General features: G+C 55.8%; 15 protein-coding genes. 4 read left to right on the top strand and 11 right to left on the bottom strand.

The window, feature by feature from the left end; genetic code table 11:
- Window positions 1–4 precede the first annotated feature (4 nt).
- The 5 genes from IB237_RS23040 to IB237_RS23060 form a co-directional block, all read right to left on the bottom strand.
- The gene (locus tag IB237_RS23040) at window positions 5–955 is read right to left on the bottom strand and encodes an NAD(P)-dependent oxidoreductase (protein ID WP_192491064.1); all 951 of its coding nucleotides are present in this window, start codon (window positions 953–955) and stop codon (window positions 5–7) included.
- Between the two features lie 104 nt (window positions 956–1,059).
- Entirely contained in the window at window positions 1,060–1,971 is a 912-nt protein-coding gene (locus IB237_RS23045) for a LysR family transcriptional regulator (RefSeq protein ID WP_192491065.1), read from the bottom strand.
- A gap of 86 nt (window positions 1,972–2,057) precedes the next feature.
- A complete protein-coding gene (locus tag IB237_RS23050) occupies window positions 2,058–3,203 on the bottom strand; it encodes a M20 aminoacylase family protein (RefSeq protein WP_192491206.1) in 1,146 nt (381 codons plus the stop codon).
- A gap of 77 nt (window positions 3,204–3,280) precedes the next feature.
- A complete protein-coding gene (locus tag IB237_RS23055) occupies window positions 3,281–3,793 on the bottom strand; it encodes a hypothetical protein (protein WP_192491066.1) in 513 nt (170 codons plus the stop codon).
- On the bottom strand, window positions 3,790–4,617 hold the full coding sequence (locus IB237_RS23060; RefSeq protein WP_192491067.1) for a DUF3100 domain-containing protein: 828 nt from the start codon (window positions 4,615–4,617) through the stop codon (window positions 3,790–3,792). Before IB237_RS23060 ends, IB237_RS23055 begins: the two co-directional genes overlap by 4 nt.
- 374 nt (window positions 4,618–4,991) lie before the next feature.
- Between IB237_RS23060 and IB237_RS23065 the strand changes: the two genes are divergently transcribed.
- The 3 genes from IB237_RS23065 (at window position 4,992) to IB237_RS23075 (ending at window position 9,078) form a co-directional block, all read left to right on the top strand.
- The gene (locus IB237_RS23065) at window positions 4,992–5,189 is read left to right on the top strand and encodes a hypothetical protein (protein ID WP_250985413.1); all 198 of its coding nucleotides are present in this window, start codon (window positions 4,992–4,994) and stop codon (window positions 5,187–5,189) included.
- Window positions 5,190–5,378: 189 nt separating this feature from the next.
- Window positions 5,379–7,115, top strand: coding sequence for a hypothetical protein (locus tag IB237_RS23070; RefSeq protein WP_192491069.1), 1,737 nt, complete (start codon window positions 5,379–5,381; stop codon window positions 7,113–7,115).
- A gap of 133 nt (window positions 7,116–7,248) precedes the next feature.
- Entirely contained in the window at window positions 7,249–9,078 is a 1,830-nt protein-coding gene (locus IB237_RS23075) for a hypothetical protein (protein ID WP_192491070.1), read from the top strand.
- 45 nt (window positions 9,079–9,123) lie between these two features.
- Here the strand turns inward: IB237_RS23075 and IB237_RS23080 are convergent, their stop codons facing one another.
- Both IB237_RS23080 and IB237_RS23085 read right to left on the bottom strand, forming a co-directional pair.
- Complete coding sequence (locus tag IB237_RS23080) at window positions 9,124–9,264, bottom strand: hypothetical protein (RefSeq protein ID WP_210324072.1); 141 nt, start codon at window positions 9,262–9,264, stop codon at window positions 9,124–9,126.
- A 202-nt stretch (window positions 9,265–9,466) separates the two neighbouring features.
- On the bottom strand, window positions 9,467–9,937 hold the full coding sequence (locus IB237_RS23085; protein WP_192491071.1) for a ferritin-like domain-containing protein: 471 nt from the start codon (window positions 9,935–9,937) through the stop codon (window positions 9,467–9,469).
- Window positions 9,938–10,212: 275 nt separating this feature from the next.
- Here IB237_RS23085 and IB237_RS23090 point away from each other — a divergent pair, with 275 nt between their 5' ends.
- Window positions 10,213–10,422 (top strand): KTSC domain-containing protein, encoded by a 210-nt coding sequence (locus tag IB237_RS23090; RefSeq protein WP_192491072.1) that lies wholly within the window; start codon window positions 10,213–10,215, stop codon window positions 10,420–10,422.
- A gap of 106 nt (window positions 10,423–10,528) precedes the next feature.
- Here the strand turns inward: IB237_RS23090 and IB237_RS23095 are convergent, their stop codons facing one another.
- The 4 genes from IB237_RS23095 to gyrA form a co-directional block, all read right to left on the bottom strand.
- Window positions 10,529–10,792: a hypothetical protein gene (locus IB237_RS23095; RefSeq protein ID WP_192491073.1), complete on the bottom strand. Its 264-nt coding sequence runs from the start codon at window positions 10,790–10,792 to the stop codon at window positions 10,529–10,531.
- Between the two features lie 77 nt (window positions 10,793–10,869).
- A complete protein-coding gene (locus IB237_RS23100) occupies window positions 10,870–12,246 on the bottom strand; it encodes a D-alanyl-D-alanine carboxypeptidase (RefSeq protein ID WP_371815392.1) in 1,377 nt (458 codons plus the stop codon).
- Between the two features lie 194 nt (window positions 12,247–12,440).
- On the bottom strand, window positions 12,441–13,166 hold the full coding sequence (locus tag IB237_RS23105) for a hypothetical protein (RefSeq protein WP_192491075.1): 726 nt from the start codon (window positions 13,164–13,166) through the stop codon (window positions 12,441–12,443).
- A 226-nt stretch (window positions 13,167–13,392) separates the two neighbouring features.
- On the bottom strand, window positions 13,393–16,206 hold the full coding sequence (gyrA, locus tag IB237_RS23110) for a DNA gyrase subunit A (RefSeq protein WP_192491076.1): 2,814 nt from the start codon (window positions 16,204–16,206) through the stop codon (window positions 13,393–13,395).
- Between the last annotated feature and the right edge of the window lie 174 nt (window positions 16,207–16,380).

The following is a 16,380-nucleotide window of genomic DNA, read 5'->3' on the forward strand; positions in this document are numbered from 1 at the left end:
CTCCTTAATTGCCTGCTGCCTTGAAGGCGCCCATACGAGTGAAATCATCGCCGTCCGTAAACTCGGTGGTACCGGCCCACAGGTTGGCAACGGTTTGCGCGACAGGCAGATCGGCGCCGGTGCTGGCGGCCAGTTCACTGGCAAGGCGTACGTCCTTGCGCATCAGGCCCATGGAAAAACCGCTGTCGAAGCGGCCGGACATCACCCAGGTTGGGAAATGCACTTCCGAGATCATCGAACGGCCAGACGCGGCGTTTACGACGCGCAAGGCAGCTTCTGGATCGATACCGGCGGCCAGCGCCAGTTTCAGGCCCTCACGGGTGGTGACCATGTGGGCCGCGGCCAGCATGTTGTTGACCAGCTTTGCCACGTTCCCAGCGCCGCTTGCGCCAACATGCAGTGCCTTGGAGGCCATGGTTTCAATGGCAGGGCTGGCCAGTGCCACATCTTCGGCCGTGCCCCCAATCATCATTGTCAGTTTGCCGGACGCTGCACCGGCCGGGCCGCCGCTGACCGGAGCATCGAGAAAACCATGACCAAGGGCGCTCAGGCGCTTGGCAAGCTCGCGGCTGACATCCGGCTCGGACGTGGAGGTGTCGATAATGACCACCTTGCTGCCCTGGCGCGCTTCCAGCGCATCGACATGGTCATTGACCACACCGGCCACATCCTTGGCAGTGGGAAGGGAAAACACCAGAAAATCACATTTTTCAAACAGTTCGCGAATAGCGGTGACTGGCACGATGCCTGATTTTTCTGCCAATGCTCGGCGCTCTGCCGACAGGTCAAAACCCAGCGTGGCAAACCGCGCCACCAGGGTTTGTGCCATGCCCAGCCCCATGCTGCCAAGGCCAACAACCCCGACCGTTTGCCTGTTTTCTTCTGACATTATTCCACCTCGTTTATCCGTTTTTCGCCGCTTGTGCAGTCGATCCGTCGAGTGTGAGGCTGTCATCAAACAGGGCGTTACGGTAGTTGGGCAACCGGGAACAAAGTGTTGCCGGTGAAGCAACACGGGCCAGATAGATGGGATAGATGCATCAGGCCAATATGGCGTTGTTATTGCTGGAAAGCGGCCATTTCGGCGGCCAGAAAACTACTGAGACGTTCTACCGAATTTGGCAGGCGGCGACGTGCCTTGACCATGAGGTGGGCACTGGCCTGCACCAGAAGCGGGTCATTCAGTTCCACAATGCCAAGTGCGCCGCGGTTCAGTTCTGTCGAGACGGCAAAGCGCGGCAGGAAGGTCACGCCAAGGCCCGCCATGACAAAGCGGCGCAGCACGTCAATCGACGGCGTGTCGATGAGTGGTGCGACCGCAATGCCGTGGTCAACAGCAACACGCGACACCAGCTGGGTGACGCCATGGCCCTTGATCAGCAGCGAATAGGGAGACTGTGTCATGCACTGGGCCAGCGACACCGACTGTTCTTTCAGCAGCGGATGGTCGAGCGGCGCAACAAGGCACAGCGGCTGGCGGGAAATGGCCAGCGAACGGATGCGGGTGTCGATGACGGGGTTATAAGCAATGCCGATATCGACATCGCCATTGGCGACCTCGTCCTGCACCTGATCGGTGCTGCCAAGTTTCAGGTAATAGCTGATGCCGGGATAGACTTTCACGAATTTCGACAGTGCGTGTTCGATAAGGTCGCCCAGAAACCCCTCGCCGCAGCAAATGCGCACCCGCGCCTGCTGGATGCCGCGCAACTGGTCCAGCTGTTCGGCCAGCACGCCACTGTCTTCCAGCACACGCTGGGCATGTTCATAGACCAGCCCGCCAGCATCCGTTAGCCCCACACCACGGCTGGTGCGGTCAAACAGCGGCAGGCCGACATTCTTTTCGGTATCGGCTATCTGTCGGCTGACGATAGAGGCTGCCACGCCGAGATGATCGGCGGCACTTCTGATCGATCCGCAGCGGACGACAGCGATGAACATGCGCAAGGCTTTTGCGTCGAGCGTTTCCATAAGTGTATTTTCGTCAAAACGTTAGGCCAGTCAACGTGGGTTCTGGCAATTGCGCCCCGCACGCATAGGCACGAGGCGCTGCTGGCTCAGGCCTTTGCCAGTTGCCCTTCAATCAGTGCACCCCACATGGCCACACCGGTGGGCAAAAGCGCATCGTTGAAATCGAAATAGGCAGAATGCAGGCCGGGGTTACGTCCCTCGCGCTTGGCACCCAGCCAGAAATAACAACCGGGCTTTTCGCGCAGCATGAAGGCGAAATCTTCCGCCGCCATGCTCGGTGGAACCTCCACCACATCCAGCCCCAGCGCAGACTTGGCCGTGGCACGCACGATCCGGGCGCTTTCCGGGTCATTGATGGTGGCGGGGTAACGATATTCGTAATTGAGTGTTGCTTCGCACTCAAAACCTGCGGCAACCGCGGTAGCCAATGTTCTGATACGGTTTTCAAGCTTGTCGCCAACCGTTTCCTCAAACCAGCGGGTGGTGCCGCGAATGACCACCTCTTCGGGAATAACGTTCCAGGCATCACCACCGTGGATCTGAGTGGCCGAGACAACGGCCGATTCCAGCGGCGAGACATTGCGTGCGGCAATGGACTGCAGCGATGAGACAATCTGCGAGGCCGCAACAATCGGGTCTGCACCTTCATGGGGCATGGCGCCGTGGGCACCGCGACCGACCACCTTGATTTCAAAGGTGCCGAAGGCCGCCATCATGCGGTCATCACGCGCCACGCATTTGCCGAGGTCCAGTGCCGGCCAGTTGTGCAGGCCGAAAATGCGGTCCATCGGGAAATCTTTAAACAGCCCCTGCTCCACCATGGCGCGGCCGCCGCCTTCGTTTTCTTCCGCAGGCTGGAACACGAAATGCACCGTGCCGTCAAAATCCGACTTGCTGGCAATGCGTGCTGCGGCAAGCGCCATGGCGACGTGGCCATCGTGGCCGCAGGCATGCATCTTGCCCGCTACCTTGGAGGCGTAAGCAACGCCGCTCTGTTCGAGAATGGGCAAGGCATCGATATCGGCGCGGATGCCGATGGCCTTTGCCGAGCTGCCCTTGGACAGCGTGCCGACAACGCCGGTCTTGCCGTAACCTGTGGTAACCTTGAAACCCCAGTCGGACAGGTGTGAGGCGATGAAGGCCGCGGTATTGTGTTCCTCAAAGCCGAGTTCGGGGTTTTGGTGGAGGTGGTGGCGCCACTTGATGGCTTCCTCGATGTGTTCGCCCTGCATGATCGGCTCCAGTACACGTGTTTCATTCAAAAAGGCCGCCCGTTGCGGGGCGGCCAGATGTGATTCAAAGGGTGAGCTTACATGCCGGTGAGGCGCAGCGAAATATCCGCAATGATAACAGAGCCGATATAGGTGCCGAACATCACGCAAATGGCGACGATGACGATTTTCCAGCCAGACCGGCGGGCAATGTCAAACTCGCCCTTGGTCAGGGCCAGACCACCATAGGCCAGCGCCGGGGTGGCCAGTGCCAGGAAGTTCAGCGCCTCAACCTGCGCCAGCACCCAGGCGGAGCCGGGAATGGCTGGCACCGTTACCAGAATGGCCAGAAGCGAGGTCCAGGCAACGCCTGGCAGGCTGAGCGGGATGAAACGCGCCATCACGATGCCAGCGACCGACAGCAGGTACAGAACGACCATGCCAGGCAGCGCCGTCAGCGGGCTTGTGCCGGTTCCGACCCAGTTGGAGATGAGGCCGATGACACAGGCAACCAGAAGCAGGACGGCGTAACGTGCCACATTGACCTTGCGTTCATCTTCACCGTGCTGGGGAATGACGTCTTCCATGGATGTTGTGTGCGCGGTGCTCATGCTGCGATCTCCTTGGTCTTGTAGTTCGCCGGGTCATTTGGGCGTGCCTTGCGGTACAGCCAGTCGGTCAGCGGCAGGGCCACGAACAGGCCAACATAAAGGCCGGTGGCGTAGGTCAGGATGTTGCTGGCGGCAGCAAGGGCCAGAATGACATCCTTGTTGTCAGGCATGATGGTGACGAGACCGCCGGTGCAGGCGGCAAGCATGCTGCCGGAACCAACGCCGCAGGACATGGCAAGCGCACGGAAATCAAACCAGCCAAGCGAGTGGATCAACGGCGGCATGATGGCAAAAACGAAGGTGCCGATCAGCGTGCCGGTGGCGTAAACGCCCATGGCACCAGCGCCTTCCGGGCTGTTGAGGCCGTAACGGTCAGCAATCAGCGCAATGTTCGGCTCGCGGTCGATCGAATAGGTCGCACCGATGGATTCGCGGCCCATGCGCAGCAGAAACACCGCAACCGGGAAAGCAACGGCGATGGTGCCGAGGTTGCCGAGTTCCTGAATGACCAGTGCCGGGCCAGCCTCGATGATGGCATCGACCTGTGGGCCAACAGTGGTGCCGAACTTGGCGATGAAGGGCATGATCGCAATGGTGATCATGGTGCCCGACAGCTTGACCGCGCTTGGCGGAATAAGGGCTGCGGTCTTTTTGAGAATATGGGGGTTAAGGATGATGCCCATCGCAAAGGCATACAGAATTGGCAGGAACACCACCGTGCCAATACCGATCGGCAGGCGTTGTATGCCGATTAGTTCCGCGATGATGACAATGCCGATGACCACGCAATGTAGCCACCAGCCATTCCCGGCTGCTTTACTCATGTCTTGTTCCTCTCGTCGATCACGCCGATCTTCTAGTTTTTTGGAGGCGGATAGTCGAGGATTATGGGCGGGGGTTATTTGATTGGTAGTCGGCGTCAGAGCAACGATGCGTTGTTAAGACAGCAACGCCAAAGCCCGTATCCCGACGTGAGATTCCTGCTGCAAAAGGCTTTTTGCGTCATCCGCCGTGCGGTTGCGCATTCCAGCGGTGCCCCTGAAAATTCCGGTATCATCAGGCGATTTTTCCACAGGTTCAGGTTTGCCTTGACTCTCCCGTAAATGAGAACATAAATAGAACAAACTAGGTGCTGGGGCATCGATCATACGGTCAACATATCAGGTGAAATTTGGCTCTTAAGCAGGAGAACGGGACCGTGCGCCCTGAAAAAAATATCGACGTTGCCGACTATATCCTGTCCTGCCACGACGGTGATCCCAAGGCGGCCATCGAAGCGATGATCGAGGAGATCGAACATCTGCAGCACCAGTTGAACATTGCCGTGGCGGCCATGGGGCATGGCTATACACGCGGCTGGAAACCGGAGGCGTCACGCGGACCGGAACAGGCTTAAAACCCCTGCCCGGCCGTTTATAAACCCCGTTGGAGGACGGGATTGGTTGCGATTGCAGCCACGGATGATCGACATTTTTCGCCAATAGCGCGATTTGCATAGCGTTTTACTTAATCGTTTAACGTGTAGGCCTGTTCGCAGTGCTACATATTAGGCGAAGGAATCGCATAGGGGCGGTGCACATGGCACGTGCCTGACAATTGGGGGCTGGATCGGGTGTTTCTGCGTTTAATGCTGTGGGCGGTTGTCGCCTGTCTTTGCTGGTCGAGTAGCGCCCGGGCCGAGATTACCTATAAGGTTCTCAAGTATCCCGAATTGAATTATCTGTTGGTCAGTGGCGCATTTGCGCCGTCTGATAATCCCGACCAGCTTGCGCTTGAGGTCGCCGCCAGCGGTGTAAATGCCGTCATTTTTAATAGTGGGGGTGGCGCTGTTGACAAGGCGATCGAGTTTGGAAGAACAATTCGGTCCCTTGGCCTTGCCACAGTTCATCTCGACACAATTGACTGCGTGGCTGCTTGCGTGTTCGCTTTCATGGGGGGGGTCGAACGTCACGCGGACGATGGCTCTCTTGCAATACACGGCGGCGAGTTGTTGGCTGCGACGAGCAGTCGGAACAAAAGGATTAATTTGCGGCTTGAGCAGGTCGAAACCTACGTCGCTGAAATGGGCATTGATCCAGCGCTCGTGGCGGTCATGGCCTCTACTACAGGTGCACCACGTGGTCTGACTAAAAGCGAGATGGAAAAATATCGGGTTATCACTCCGATTACTGAGAACAAATACGTGGTTCAAACAGCGCCCGAAACCACGTCCAAAAATGCGGAAGCGCCAGGTTCCACCGTTGCACCAAATATAAGGGCTCGTTCAGGAACGCCTGAAAGATGGGCATACGATACTCTTTTGATCTACGTCGATGTATTGCGCGAAGGAAGCGATGAAGCGCTGTCTTTCCTGATAGATACATATGCAGACAAGATCAAAACCAGCGATGGCATGCTGTCAAAATCGGATTTGGTGAAAAAGAAATACCTATCTTTCAAGCAATGGCCAATACGGTTTTACAGTTCAAACGTTCGTAACAAGGCAGTTGTCTGCACTGTGACGTGTCTCGCCAGAGCAGAGTTCCTGTGGCATTTGCAAAATGCTGAGACAGATCAGGTTCTCTCAGGATTCACCACGATTATTTTAACTTTGGACCCGAAAACAGGTAAAATCGTCGAAGAGTCTTTCAGACATCGTTATGAGCGCGAGGAAAAATACAATCCAAGTACTCTTATAGAGACTTGGGACATTGATAGCCAGGTCTGTGCAATTACCTACGCCGATCAGAAGGAAATACTGCGATTTTGCGAGGAAAAGCAGCAGATCGAAAGATTTTTCGCCAAAACTGGCTGGTGTTACGGCACCCCGGGAAAGGCGCGCAACAAGCTGTGGCATGAGTGTGGTGCAGACGGCGGCAACGGTGAAATCAAGATTCCAGATTCAAATGATTATCCGGCTGCCCCATACAAGGGAAAGAGCGTGCTTCCTGATTTCAAGGGGCGAGATCGCAACATTCTATCGGCGGAAGCGGTTGTTCGCGAGGCGATGCGTAAAGGCCCAAATTTCGGTGGGCACTACACGATCGTGGATCTTGAATGCCCTGACGTGTGGTGCTCTGCTTTCGCCGTTGACCACAAGACGGGTAAACCGACTTTCCTACCCGGTGCAAAAAATCAAAAACGTTTGCGTGTGGCGTCTGCTCCCACCACACGACTTGTGAGCATGCAGTCGCTGTACACTGATGGTGATAGATGCATAATTGATTTTTTTGAACTCGGTGAGGATCAAAAAAACAAGCCCGGTTGGACCCCTATTGTCAGCTTCGATGTCGGGGGTTCAGTGGCCTGTAAACGTCCAATTATAGAAAATCTGACGCAATGACATGGACCCGCGACCTCTCGCTTTGGGTCGCGGTTCTCGTAAATTTCAGTCGTGGTGACGACGTCATTCGCACAATGTCGAATGAGAGAAATTACTGGGTAATTGGGGGCTTGGTCTGGTGTTTGTGCGTTTCATGCTTTGGGCATTTTTTGCCTGTTTTTGCTGGTCGAGTAACGCCCGGGCCGAGATTACCTATGAACTGGTGACGACAGACGGCTTTTCACCTTACCTGCTGATCAGTGGTGAATTTGACGAAGAATATGATGTCGAGCAATTGAAGCTTGATTTCGCCGGATACGGCGTAAAAATTGTCTCCTTCAACAGCGATGGCGGCGATCTCGTGGAGGCGATGAAATTTGGCAGAGCCATCCGCGATCTTGGCCTCAACACCATTCAGGGCGTCGACAATAGCTGCGCTTCTGCCTGTGTTTACGCCTTCATGGGCGGCATTGAGCGAGATGCCGCCGAGGGTTCGCTTGGTGTGCACCGGGGGATTTATTCGACGGATGAAGACGATGCAGATGTCGATACTGCAATTGAATATATGCAGGAAACAACGGGTGAACTGATCGGCTACCTCGATGATATGGGTGCCAATCCCGCATTGTTGCGGATTTCGTTATCCGTCTCACATGATGACGTCCGCTATCTAACGACCAGCGAAATGGAAAAATATCGGATAACAACTCCACTCCTGTCCGTGCGCGAGGTGATCGACCGGCCGCCGGTGGCATCCACGCCGCTTTTGAAGGCGCAAGAGGAAAAAGCCCGTCGTTTTATGATGAGTTACATCGAAAATCTGGGACGCAACGACAGACCAGGCATGGCGTTCTGGAACAGGGCCTATGCCGGTGTTGTGGACAAGGGCGATATCGAGGCTGACGGAAAGACACTCAAGGCGGATGTGCTGAAAAAGAGACGGCAACTGTCTGCCGAGTGGCCAGTGCGGGCCTACACGCTGAATGAAGGCATATATCACATCATCTGCGAGGACATCTGCGTTCTGGAGTTTTCTGCGGATTGGTTCCAGAAAAATGCTGCCGGTACCAGCTTCCTTTCCGGGGTGACGATGTACAGCGTGTCCTGGAACCCAAGAACAGAAAAAATCACCGGCGAAATGGACGCGCCCCTGTTTGCCGAGCCGGACAGGAGCAGACCGGTTTCGATGCTGAGCCGTTGGGAAAGAATGGCTCTGGATTGCCGTAAGGGCGACAGACAAATGCGGGAGACGAAGTACGACTGTGACCATCACGTCGCGCTGGAGAAGACGCTGAAGTCCAATGGCTGGTGTTACAGGGCAAAGGGTCAGACCATTTCCCAGTCGCAGTGGTACGCATGCGAGATGCCATCCGTTGAAAAGAAATCTGTCACCTTCAAAGCGTGGCACAAGGAAAAGCCGGCGCCAAAGCAACAGGATGTGGTATCCGTGCCCAAACCCAGGCCGCTTGCCCCGCCACAGGATTTTCTCGAGGTGACCGGCACCAAGGTTGCAGTACACGACATCAAATTTGACGTTCCTGACAGGGCCGACTTTCCCGCAGTGCGCTATACCGGGCAAACCCTAAAGCCGGATTTTCGCAATCGTCTCGCCGACGATGCGGTCGCCCAAGCGGCAGTCCGTACGGCGATGTTAAGGCGCCCGAATTTTGCCGGTCAATATTCGCTCGTTGACATCAAGTGTTCGAAAAACTGCTCACCATTTATCGTTGCCGATCACAAATCAGGTGTTTTGATCGACCTTCCGGGCGGCAACAAACAGGGTGATGTGAGGGTTGATTACCGCCGCGACAGCCGACTTTTCGCCGTGCAGTCCGTCGATCTCCAATCCAAGAACTGCGTTTTGCGATATTTTACAATTGATGAAGACGCTAATGGCAAGTCCAAATGGACTTCGGTCAAGGACATCACAATCGGCAAACCGGAGCTGTGCAAACGCTCGATCGAGAAAAACCTGTCGGAATGAAAACCCTTCGGCGCGGCTTGGCATTGATGCCGTGGTGATTGCCGGTCAGGGCAAGGTTTTCAGGTAGTCCTCAAAACGTTTGCCCTTTTCTGGACGGAAGCGGTCTCCAGTGCGTGTCGCGGTGTCGATACGGTCGACGCGCTCGATGATGAGGTGTTTGTCGATCTGGCTTTTGCCGATAGCCATGGCCGGGCGGATGCCATTTGTGCCGGCTGGTTGGGACAGGCAGACTGTGACGCCTTTCTGGCGCTGATCGAACCCATCATGGAGTTTGGCACGGTACTCTGAGGAATAACCGGCGCTGGGAGTGATCCGCCCTCGCCTGCATATCGCAAAGACAAAACCGCCTTGATGTCTCAGGGCGGCTTTGGTTTTCAGGAGATCGCTATCACTTGTTGATGGCAGTGACGGCAAGATTGGTCATCTTGCTGTTGGCAGCTTTTTCCTGATCGAGGATTTCGCTCAGCAGCACATGTGCTTCTTCATTGCCCAGCACCTTTGCCCATTCACGCAGGGAACCGTAACGAGCAATCTCGTAATGTTCGACCGCCTGACAGGCCGCGAGCAGACCGGCATCCAGCGCCACGCCTTTGGCTTCTTCCATGATGCCTTCGGCTTCCTTGATCAGGCCATCGGTCGCATCGCATTTGACGCCTTCGGGTTTGACGTTGATGGTCTTGAACACCTTGTCGAGGGTCTTGATCTGGCCCTTGGTTTCTTCCAAGTGGTGGTCAACCGCCTTTTTGAACTCGGCGCTTTTGACCGCCTTCGACACTTTGGGCAGTGCTTTCGCAATCGCGTTTTCCGCGTAGTAGACGTCTTTCAGGGTATGCTCGAACAGTTCTGCCAGTGTTTGCATGACTTCCTCCGTTGGGTGATGGGGTATCGGTCTGAATGTGCCGATTTGGAGGCTGGAAAACGTGTCGGCGCCCTATTCGTTCCAGAACCGGATGACGTGATTTGGTTGTGTACGCTGGGTTACACCGCGCCGTGACGTAAGGTTACGTAACGCAAGGAGGCAGTGTGAGATACCTAGAAAGCGGTGTTTTGACTTAAACAACCGTTCACCACCCTGTTTGACGGAATATTTGGGTCCGCTGTGTAAGGTGACGTCAAAACAGGGAAAATAAAAAAATGAAACAACTTGCTGTCACATCGAAAATCATCAAGTCGGTCTATTTCAGCCCTGAAGACGGGCAGCTCCGTATCTGCTTCAAGAACGGAGAAGAGCGCAATTTCCGTGATGTACCGGAAGCTGAAGCCACTGCCATGTGCGCAGCACCGTCTCCCGGCCAGCATTACATCAGCAAAATCAGAACACACTATCCGCGGATCGCGGCCTGATCATCTCGGGCAATCGCTGAAACGCAAAAGGCACGCTCAGGTGTGAACCAGTAAACGTGCCTTTTGAAATCATTTGGCGGAACCCGCCTCTCCTCACCGCCTGGTGTTAGCGGATGCGGATGTTGATGGGCGCGCGGCCATAACGCGCCGAAATATGCAGGTGTATATTGGCTTCTGGCTGGTTGTTGCGCCATGCGCGTGCACCGTGGCACAGAAGCAGATTGACCAGATCCTTGGTCTTGGCTTTTGATCTATTCAGGCCAACGTCAGCAATACGCATTGCCACCTCATGCAGAGGGTGCAAAACCGAGTTACCTCTTTGTACGGGTGCGGTTGTCATTGCTTCAGAGTAGTTTTCGTTGCTTGCCATTTTTGAACCTCGTTACGCAGAACAAGTCGAGGAAGGCACTGGCATGTCGAGAACAACGTCATGCCAGCAGTTGATAATCATTGAAGGGAAGCCCAGCAGCTGATGCCCTTCTTTTTCAATGCATTGCAGGCATTGACTGCTTTGTTCTGGTCAGTGAACCCGCCGAAGCGTGCACGGTAGACCTGAGCACCATCCTTGCTGAAAGCGACGGTGAAGGGGGTTGCGGCGTTAAGAACGTTGCCACCCTTGTCCTGTGCGTTCTGCAACAGGGCCATGGCGGAATTCTTGTCCGGAGAAGCACCGATCTGGATAACCCAACCGGAAGCCTGGCGGGTGGAAGACGTGGTAACTTCATCAATATCAACAGCAGCAGCCTGACGGCTCTGGGCAATAGCAGCCGGCGGAACCATTGGTGCCGGTACTGGTGCCTGAGGGCGGGTTGCAGCTTCCATGGCCTGTACGGCGGCACGGGACGATGTTGGTGCAAAGGCACTGGCAACTTCGTTTTCGTAACGGGCCTGTGGCAGCGGGCCGGCATTTGGCAGATCCATACGCGACGCGGCGGATGCAGCCGAAGCGGATGCTACAGCGGTGTTACCAACATCAGCAGATGGTGTGTTGGCAATGAGGTTGCTGTTGGCGCCACGCGATGCCTTTGGCAGGTAGGTCGCGACCAGCTTGCGCATCTGTGCATCACGGCTTGCACCCGATGTACCGCCGATAACAACACCAACGATCGAACGACCATCAATCTGTACCGAGGTTACGAGGTTGAAGCCAGCTGCACGGATGTAACCGGTCTTGATGCCATCAACGCCGGCAACGTTGCCAAGCAGGCGGTTGTGGTTACCGATTGTCTGCTTGCCGAACTGGAACGAACGCGTTGAAAAGTAATGGTAATATTGTGGGTAATGCTGACGAAGCGCAATGCCAAGGCGGGCCTGGTCACGGGCTGTCGTCATCTGTGCTGTGTTTGGCAGACCGTGGGCGTTGCGGTATGTTGTGCGGGTCATGCCAAGGGCGCGTGCCTTGTTGGTCATCATGCGGGCAAAACGATCTTCCGAACCGCCAATGAACTCACCGAGAGCCGTTGCCATGTCGTTTGCAGAACGTGTTACCAGTGCCTTGATGGCCTGTTCGACGGTGACGGTGCCACCGGCACGAACGCCAAGTTTGGATGGGGGTTCCTTGGATGCATTGGCCGAAACCGGCACTTTGCTATCGAGAGAGATGCGACCTGCACTCAACGCTTCAAACGTCAGGTACAACGTCATCATCTTTGTCAGCGATGCGGGATAACGCAAGCCATCCGGATCATCGCTATATAAAACCTTGCCGGTTTTGGCATCAATGACGATGCCAGCATATTTGGGATTTGCAGACGCCTGTTGCACAGAGCACGAGGTCGCAAAGACCGAGGCCAGCACAAACATGAAAACCTTAAGGAAAGACATCGAGGAGCCTTTTTCGGACAATACTCTAACCGTTTTTGGCACAGCTAAACTCACTATTTGCATCTTGATGTTCCGCCCGGACACATCCCCCGCCCGACCGTTCAATTTTTGTGACTTTAGTGCCACTGCGTTACCAACTGGTTTATGAAACGTATCTTTGACCGGTAAAATGAAGCTAAAATTCGCCGAAACCGTTAATTCGATTCAGGTTTTTCGCTTTGAATGCGCTGCTGCAGATAGTTAACGATGCCGTCGTCCAGTGCCTGCCATTGGTTAAGAAGACTGACCGGAAAACGGTAGAGTACGGTGAGGTCCTGGCCTAACCGCACGTCGCGCTGGCAGTCACCACTGGTGGACGGACGCTGCGGCGTTGGCATCAGGCAACGCACGACATAATCCGGCAAACCGTCACGTTTTGCGGTCAAAAGCACCTCGTCGCCATAACCGGCGTCCGGTTTGAAGCGGTAAAGTTTCAGCCCGAACTTAATGTCCTGCGGCTCACCCTGCACCAGATGCGAATAGATGGCCTCAAACCGGCCGGACATATCGCGTGACATGGTGCTTTGCGACAGTTGCAGGAAAATAACCCTGTTGCTGTCGGCTTTCGCATCAAACAGGTCCTGGTTTTCTTGCGCGTAACCGGCCAATTGCGGCCAGGTCAGGTACATATCGACCCGTTCGGTCTTGCCAGATTTACGCTGGGTGTCGAATCGAATCGTATTGGCGGCCAGTCTCAAGCTGTCCTGACCGATGGAAATCTCAAAATTGTCTGTTGATGTGGTGTGGCCCACCGCCTTGGCACTTTGCCCGTACCAGCCAACCGCCAGATTGGCGACAGTGGCGGCACCGGCCAGCACGGCAAGAAAGATGACGGACTTCACGAGAAACAGTCCTGAAACCAGCTTCTGTTTTTCCGGCATCCAATCTCCCCTCGCCCTTCGCTGCCTGTCTTACCGTGATGTCTGTGGCCATTTTGAGGGGCGCCAGACTTAAAATCTGCTGCACCTCGGTTTTCCCCAAAACAGGCAGCGATGTCTTGCGGCCATGTCTCGCGGCGAAGTCTCGCGGCTACGCCTGATACAAAAACACCCCGTCTATCCTGGGGGATAAACGGGGTGTTTGTTTAGCAAAACATGGGTTCAGACCTTATTCGTCCGATGCTTCCGTCTGGGTGTCGCTACCGTCGACAACGGCATCGGCATCAAGTTCCGATTCGACGTCATCTTCACCTTCCGGCTCGCTGATGCGCTCCACGGACACAACCTTTTCATCCTTGGCAGTTGAGAAGATCGTGACACCCTTGGTGGCACGGCTGGCGATACGGATGCCGTTGACCGGCACGCGGATCAGCTGGCCACCATCGGAGACGAGCATGATCTGGTCGCCGTCTTCAACCGGGAAGGCTGCAACCAGCTCACCGATTTCCGTGGTCTTGGAGGTGTCCGTTGCACGGATACCCTTGCCGCCACGGCCGGATGTGCGGAAGTCGTAGGAGGAAGAACGCTTGCCGAAGCCCTTTACAGATACCGTCAGCACGAACTGTTCGTGGTTCTTCAGGTATTCGTAACGCTCATCGCTGAGCTGACCTTCTTCGGTAACTTCTTCACCCACCAGCGCAATATCGTCTTCATCGACACCGGCTGCACGGCGCTCAGTCGCGGATCGCTTGAGGTAAGCGGCACGTTCCCAAGGCTCGGCATCCACATGGCCAACAATGGTCATGGAGATGATGCGGTCTTCTGCACCCAGCGAAATGCCACGCACACCAACCGAGTTACGGCCGGCAAACACGCGGACGTCATCGACCGGGAAGCGAATGCACTGGCCAAGCGCTGTGGTCAACAGAACGTCATCGCCCGGCTGGTTGACGACCGGATCGGAGCCACGGCAGGTTTCAACGGACAGGATTTCATCACCGTCCTCTTCCAGCTTCATGGCGATCTTGCCGTTGCGGTTCACCTGCACGAAGTCGGAAAGCTTGTTACGGCGTACCGTTCCGCGTGTGGTGGAGAACATCACATCCAGCGTTTCCCAGGTGGTTTCATCCTCTGGAAGCGGCATGATGGTGGTGATGCGTTCGCCCGGCTGCAGCGGCAACATATTAATGAGTGCCTTGCCCTTGGACTGTGGCGTGCCAACTGGCAGGCGCCAGACCTTTTCCTTGTAGACGATGCCACGCGAGGAGAAGAACAGAACCGGGGTATGGGTGTTGGCCACGAACAGACGGTTGACGAAGTCTGCATCGCGCGTTGCCATGCCGGAACGACCCTTGCCGCCGCGACGCTGCGCACGGTAGGTGGTGAGCGGCACACGCTTGATGTAACCAAGGTGCGATACGGTCACGACCATTTCTTCACGGGCGATGAGGTCTTCATCGTCCATGTCAGGACCACCTTCGACAATCTCACTGCGACGTGGGGTGCCGAATTCGTCACGGATGGCGATCATCTCGTCCTTGACGATCTGCTGGATGCGAACCCGCGATGACAGGATTTCCAGATAATCGCGAATTTCGTCGCCGATCTTGTTCAGCTCGTCGCCGATTTCGTCACGACCCAGAGCCGTCAAACGGGCCAGACGCAATTCGAGAATGGCGCGAGCCTGTTCTTCCGACAGGTTATAGGTCTTGTCGTCATTGATGCGGTGGCGCGGATCGTCGATCAGACGGATCAGGCTTTCCACATCTGCGGCCGGCCAGCGGCGGGTCATCAGCTCTTCACGGGCAGATGCCGGATCTGGCGCACTGCGGATAACGCGGATGACCTCGTCGATATTGGCAACGGCAATGGCCATACCCACCAGGACGTGAGCGCGGTCACGGGCTTTGCGCAGCAGGTACTTGGTGCGGCGGCTGACGACGTCTTCGCGGAAGGCCACGAAAGCGCGCAGCATATCAAGAAGTGTCAGCTGCTCCGGCTTGCCGCCATTCAGCGCCACCATGTTGCAGCCAAACGAGGTCTGCAGCGGCGTGTAGCGGTAAAGCTGGTTGAGGATAACCTCGGCATTGGCGTCGCGCTTCAGCTCGACAACCACGCGGTAGCCCTGACGGTCGGACTCGTCACGAAGGTCGGAAATGCCTTCAATGCGCTTGTCCTTGACCAGTTCGGCCATCTTTTCAATCATCGTTGCCTTGTTCACCTGGTAGGGAACTTCGGTGATGATGATCTGCTCGCGGTCGCCGCGCATCGGCTCGATGGTGGCACGGCCACGCATGATAACCGAGCCACGGCCGGTTTCATAAGCGGAGCGAATGCCGGCACGGCCAAGAATGAGCGCACCGGTCGGGAAGTCCGGACCGGGGATGATCTGCATCAGGTCCAACAGGTCAATGGCCGGATTGTCCATCAGGGCAATACAGCCGTCGATCACTTCAGACAGGTTGTGCGGCGGAATGTTGGTGGCCATACCCACCGCAATACCACCGGCACCGTTGACCAGAAGGTTCGGGAACTTGGCGGGAACGACAACAGGCTCTTTCAGCGTGCCGTCATAGTTCTCGCGAAAATCAACCGTTTCCTTGTCGAGGTCATCCAGCAGCGCATGCGCCGACTTCTCCAGGCGGCACTCGGTGTAACGTTCAGCCGCCGGCGGGTCACCGTCGATCGAGCCGAAGTTACCCTGACCGTCGATCAGTGGCAGGCGCAAGGACCAGTCCTGCGCCATACGGGCCAGCGCATCGTAAATGGCCGAGTTGCCGTGTGGATGGAATTTACCCATCACGTCACCGGTTACACGGGCGCATTTTACGTATTTCTTGTTCCAGTCGATGCCGAGTTCCGACATGCCGAAAAGGATGCGGCGATGCACGGGTTTGAGGCCGTCACGCACATCAGGAAGAGCACGGCTAACGATAACGCTCATCGCGTAATCGAGATACGACCGCTGCATTTCTTCCATAATCGAAATCGGTTCGATTCCGGGAGGAAGTTTTCCTCCGCCAGTAGGGCTATGCTCAGTCAAATCAGATCACATTCTATTTTAAGAATCGGATGGATTTTTATAGCGGAAAGAGCCGCATAGCGCCAATTTCACGGAGAGTTTTGAACAACCTTTTGCGGCATTTGCAAGGTGAAAACGCTTTTGTGGCCTTTGGTTGAGAAAATGCGCGACAAGAAGGCGAGAGTCAGGCAGTTT

Source organism: Agrobacterium sp. AGB01 (assembly GCF_014851585.1).
GTDB lineage: Bacteria > Pseudomonadota > Alphaproteobacteria > Rhizobiales > Rhizobiaceae > Agrobacterium.

Bases quoted from the DNA above. Each gene is read 5' to 3' on its own strand.
- IB237_RS23040 (WP_192491064.1), bottom strand. From the start codon at position 955: ATGACAGCCTCACACTCGACGGATCGACTGCACAAGCGGCGAAAAACG.
- IB237_RS23045 (WP_192491065.1), bottom strand. From the start codon at position 1,971: ATGGAAACGCTCGACGCAAAAGCCTTGCGCATGTTCATCGCTGTCGTC.
- IB237_RS23050 (WP_192491206.1), bottom strand. From the start codon at position 3,203: ATGCAGGGCGAACACATCGAGGAAGCCATCAAGTGGCGCCACCACCTC.
- IB237_RS23055 (WP_192491066.1), bottom strand. From the start codon at position 3,793: ATGAGCACCGCGCACACAACATCCATGGAAGACGTCATTCCCCAGCAC.
- IB237_RS23060 (WP_192491067.1), bottom strand. From the start codon at position 4,617: ATGAGTAAAGCAGCCGGGAATGGCTGGTGGCTACATTGCGTGGTCATC.
- IB237_RS23075 (WP_192491070.1), top strand. From the start codon at position 7,249: ATGCTTTGGGCATTTTTTGCCTGTTTTTGCTGGTCGAGTAACGCCCGG.
- IB237_RS23080 (WP_210324072.1), bottom strand. From the start codon at position 9,264: ATGGCTATCGGCAAAAGCCAGATCGACAAACACCTCATCATCGAGCGC.
- IB237_RS23085 (WP_192491071.1), bottom strand. From the start codon at position 9,937: ATGCAAACACTGGCAGAACTGTTCGAGCATACCCTGAAAGACGTCTAC.
- IB237_RS23090 (WP_192491072.1), top strand. From the start codon at position 10,213: ATGAAACAACTTGCTGTCACATCGAAAATCATCAAGTCGGTCTATTTC.
- IB237_RS23095 (WP_192491073.1), bottom strand. From the start codon at position 10,792: ATGGCAAGCAACGAAAACTACTCTGAAGCAATGACAACCGCACCCGTA.
- IB237_RS23100 (WP_371815392.1), bottom strand. From the start codon at position 12,246: ATGTCTTTCCTTAAGGTTTTCATGTTTGTGCTGGCCTCGGTCTTTGCG.
- IB237_RS23105 (WP_192491075.1), bottom strand. From the start codon at position 13,166: ATGCCGGAAAAACAGAAGCTGGTTTCAGGACTGTTTCTCGTGAAGTCC.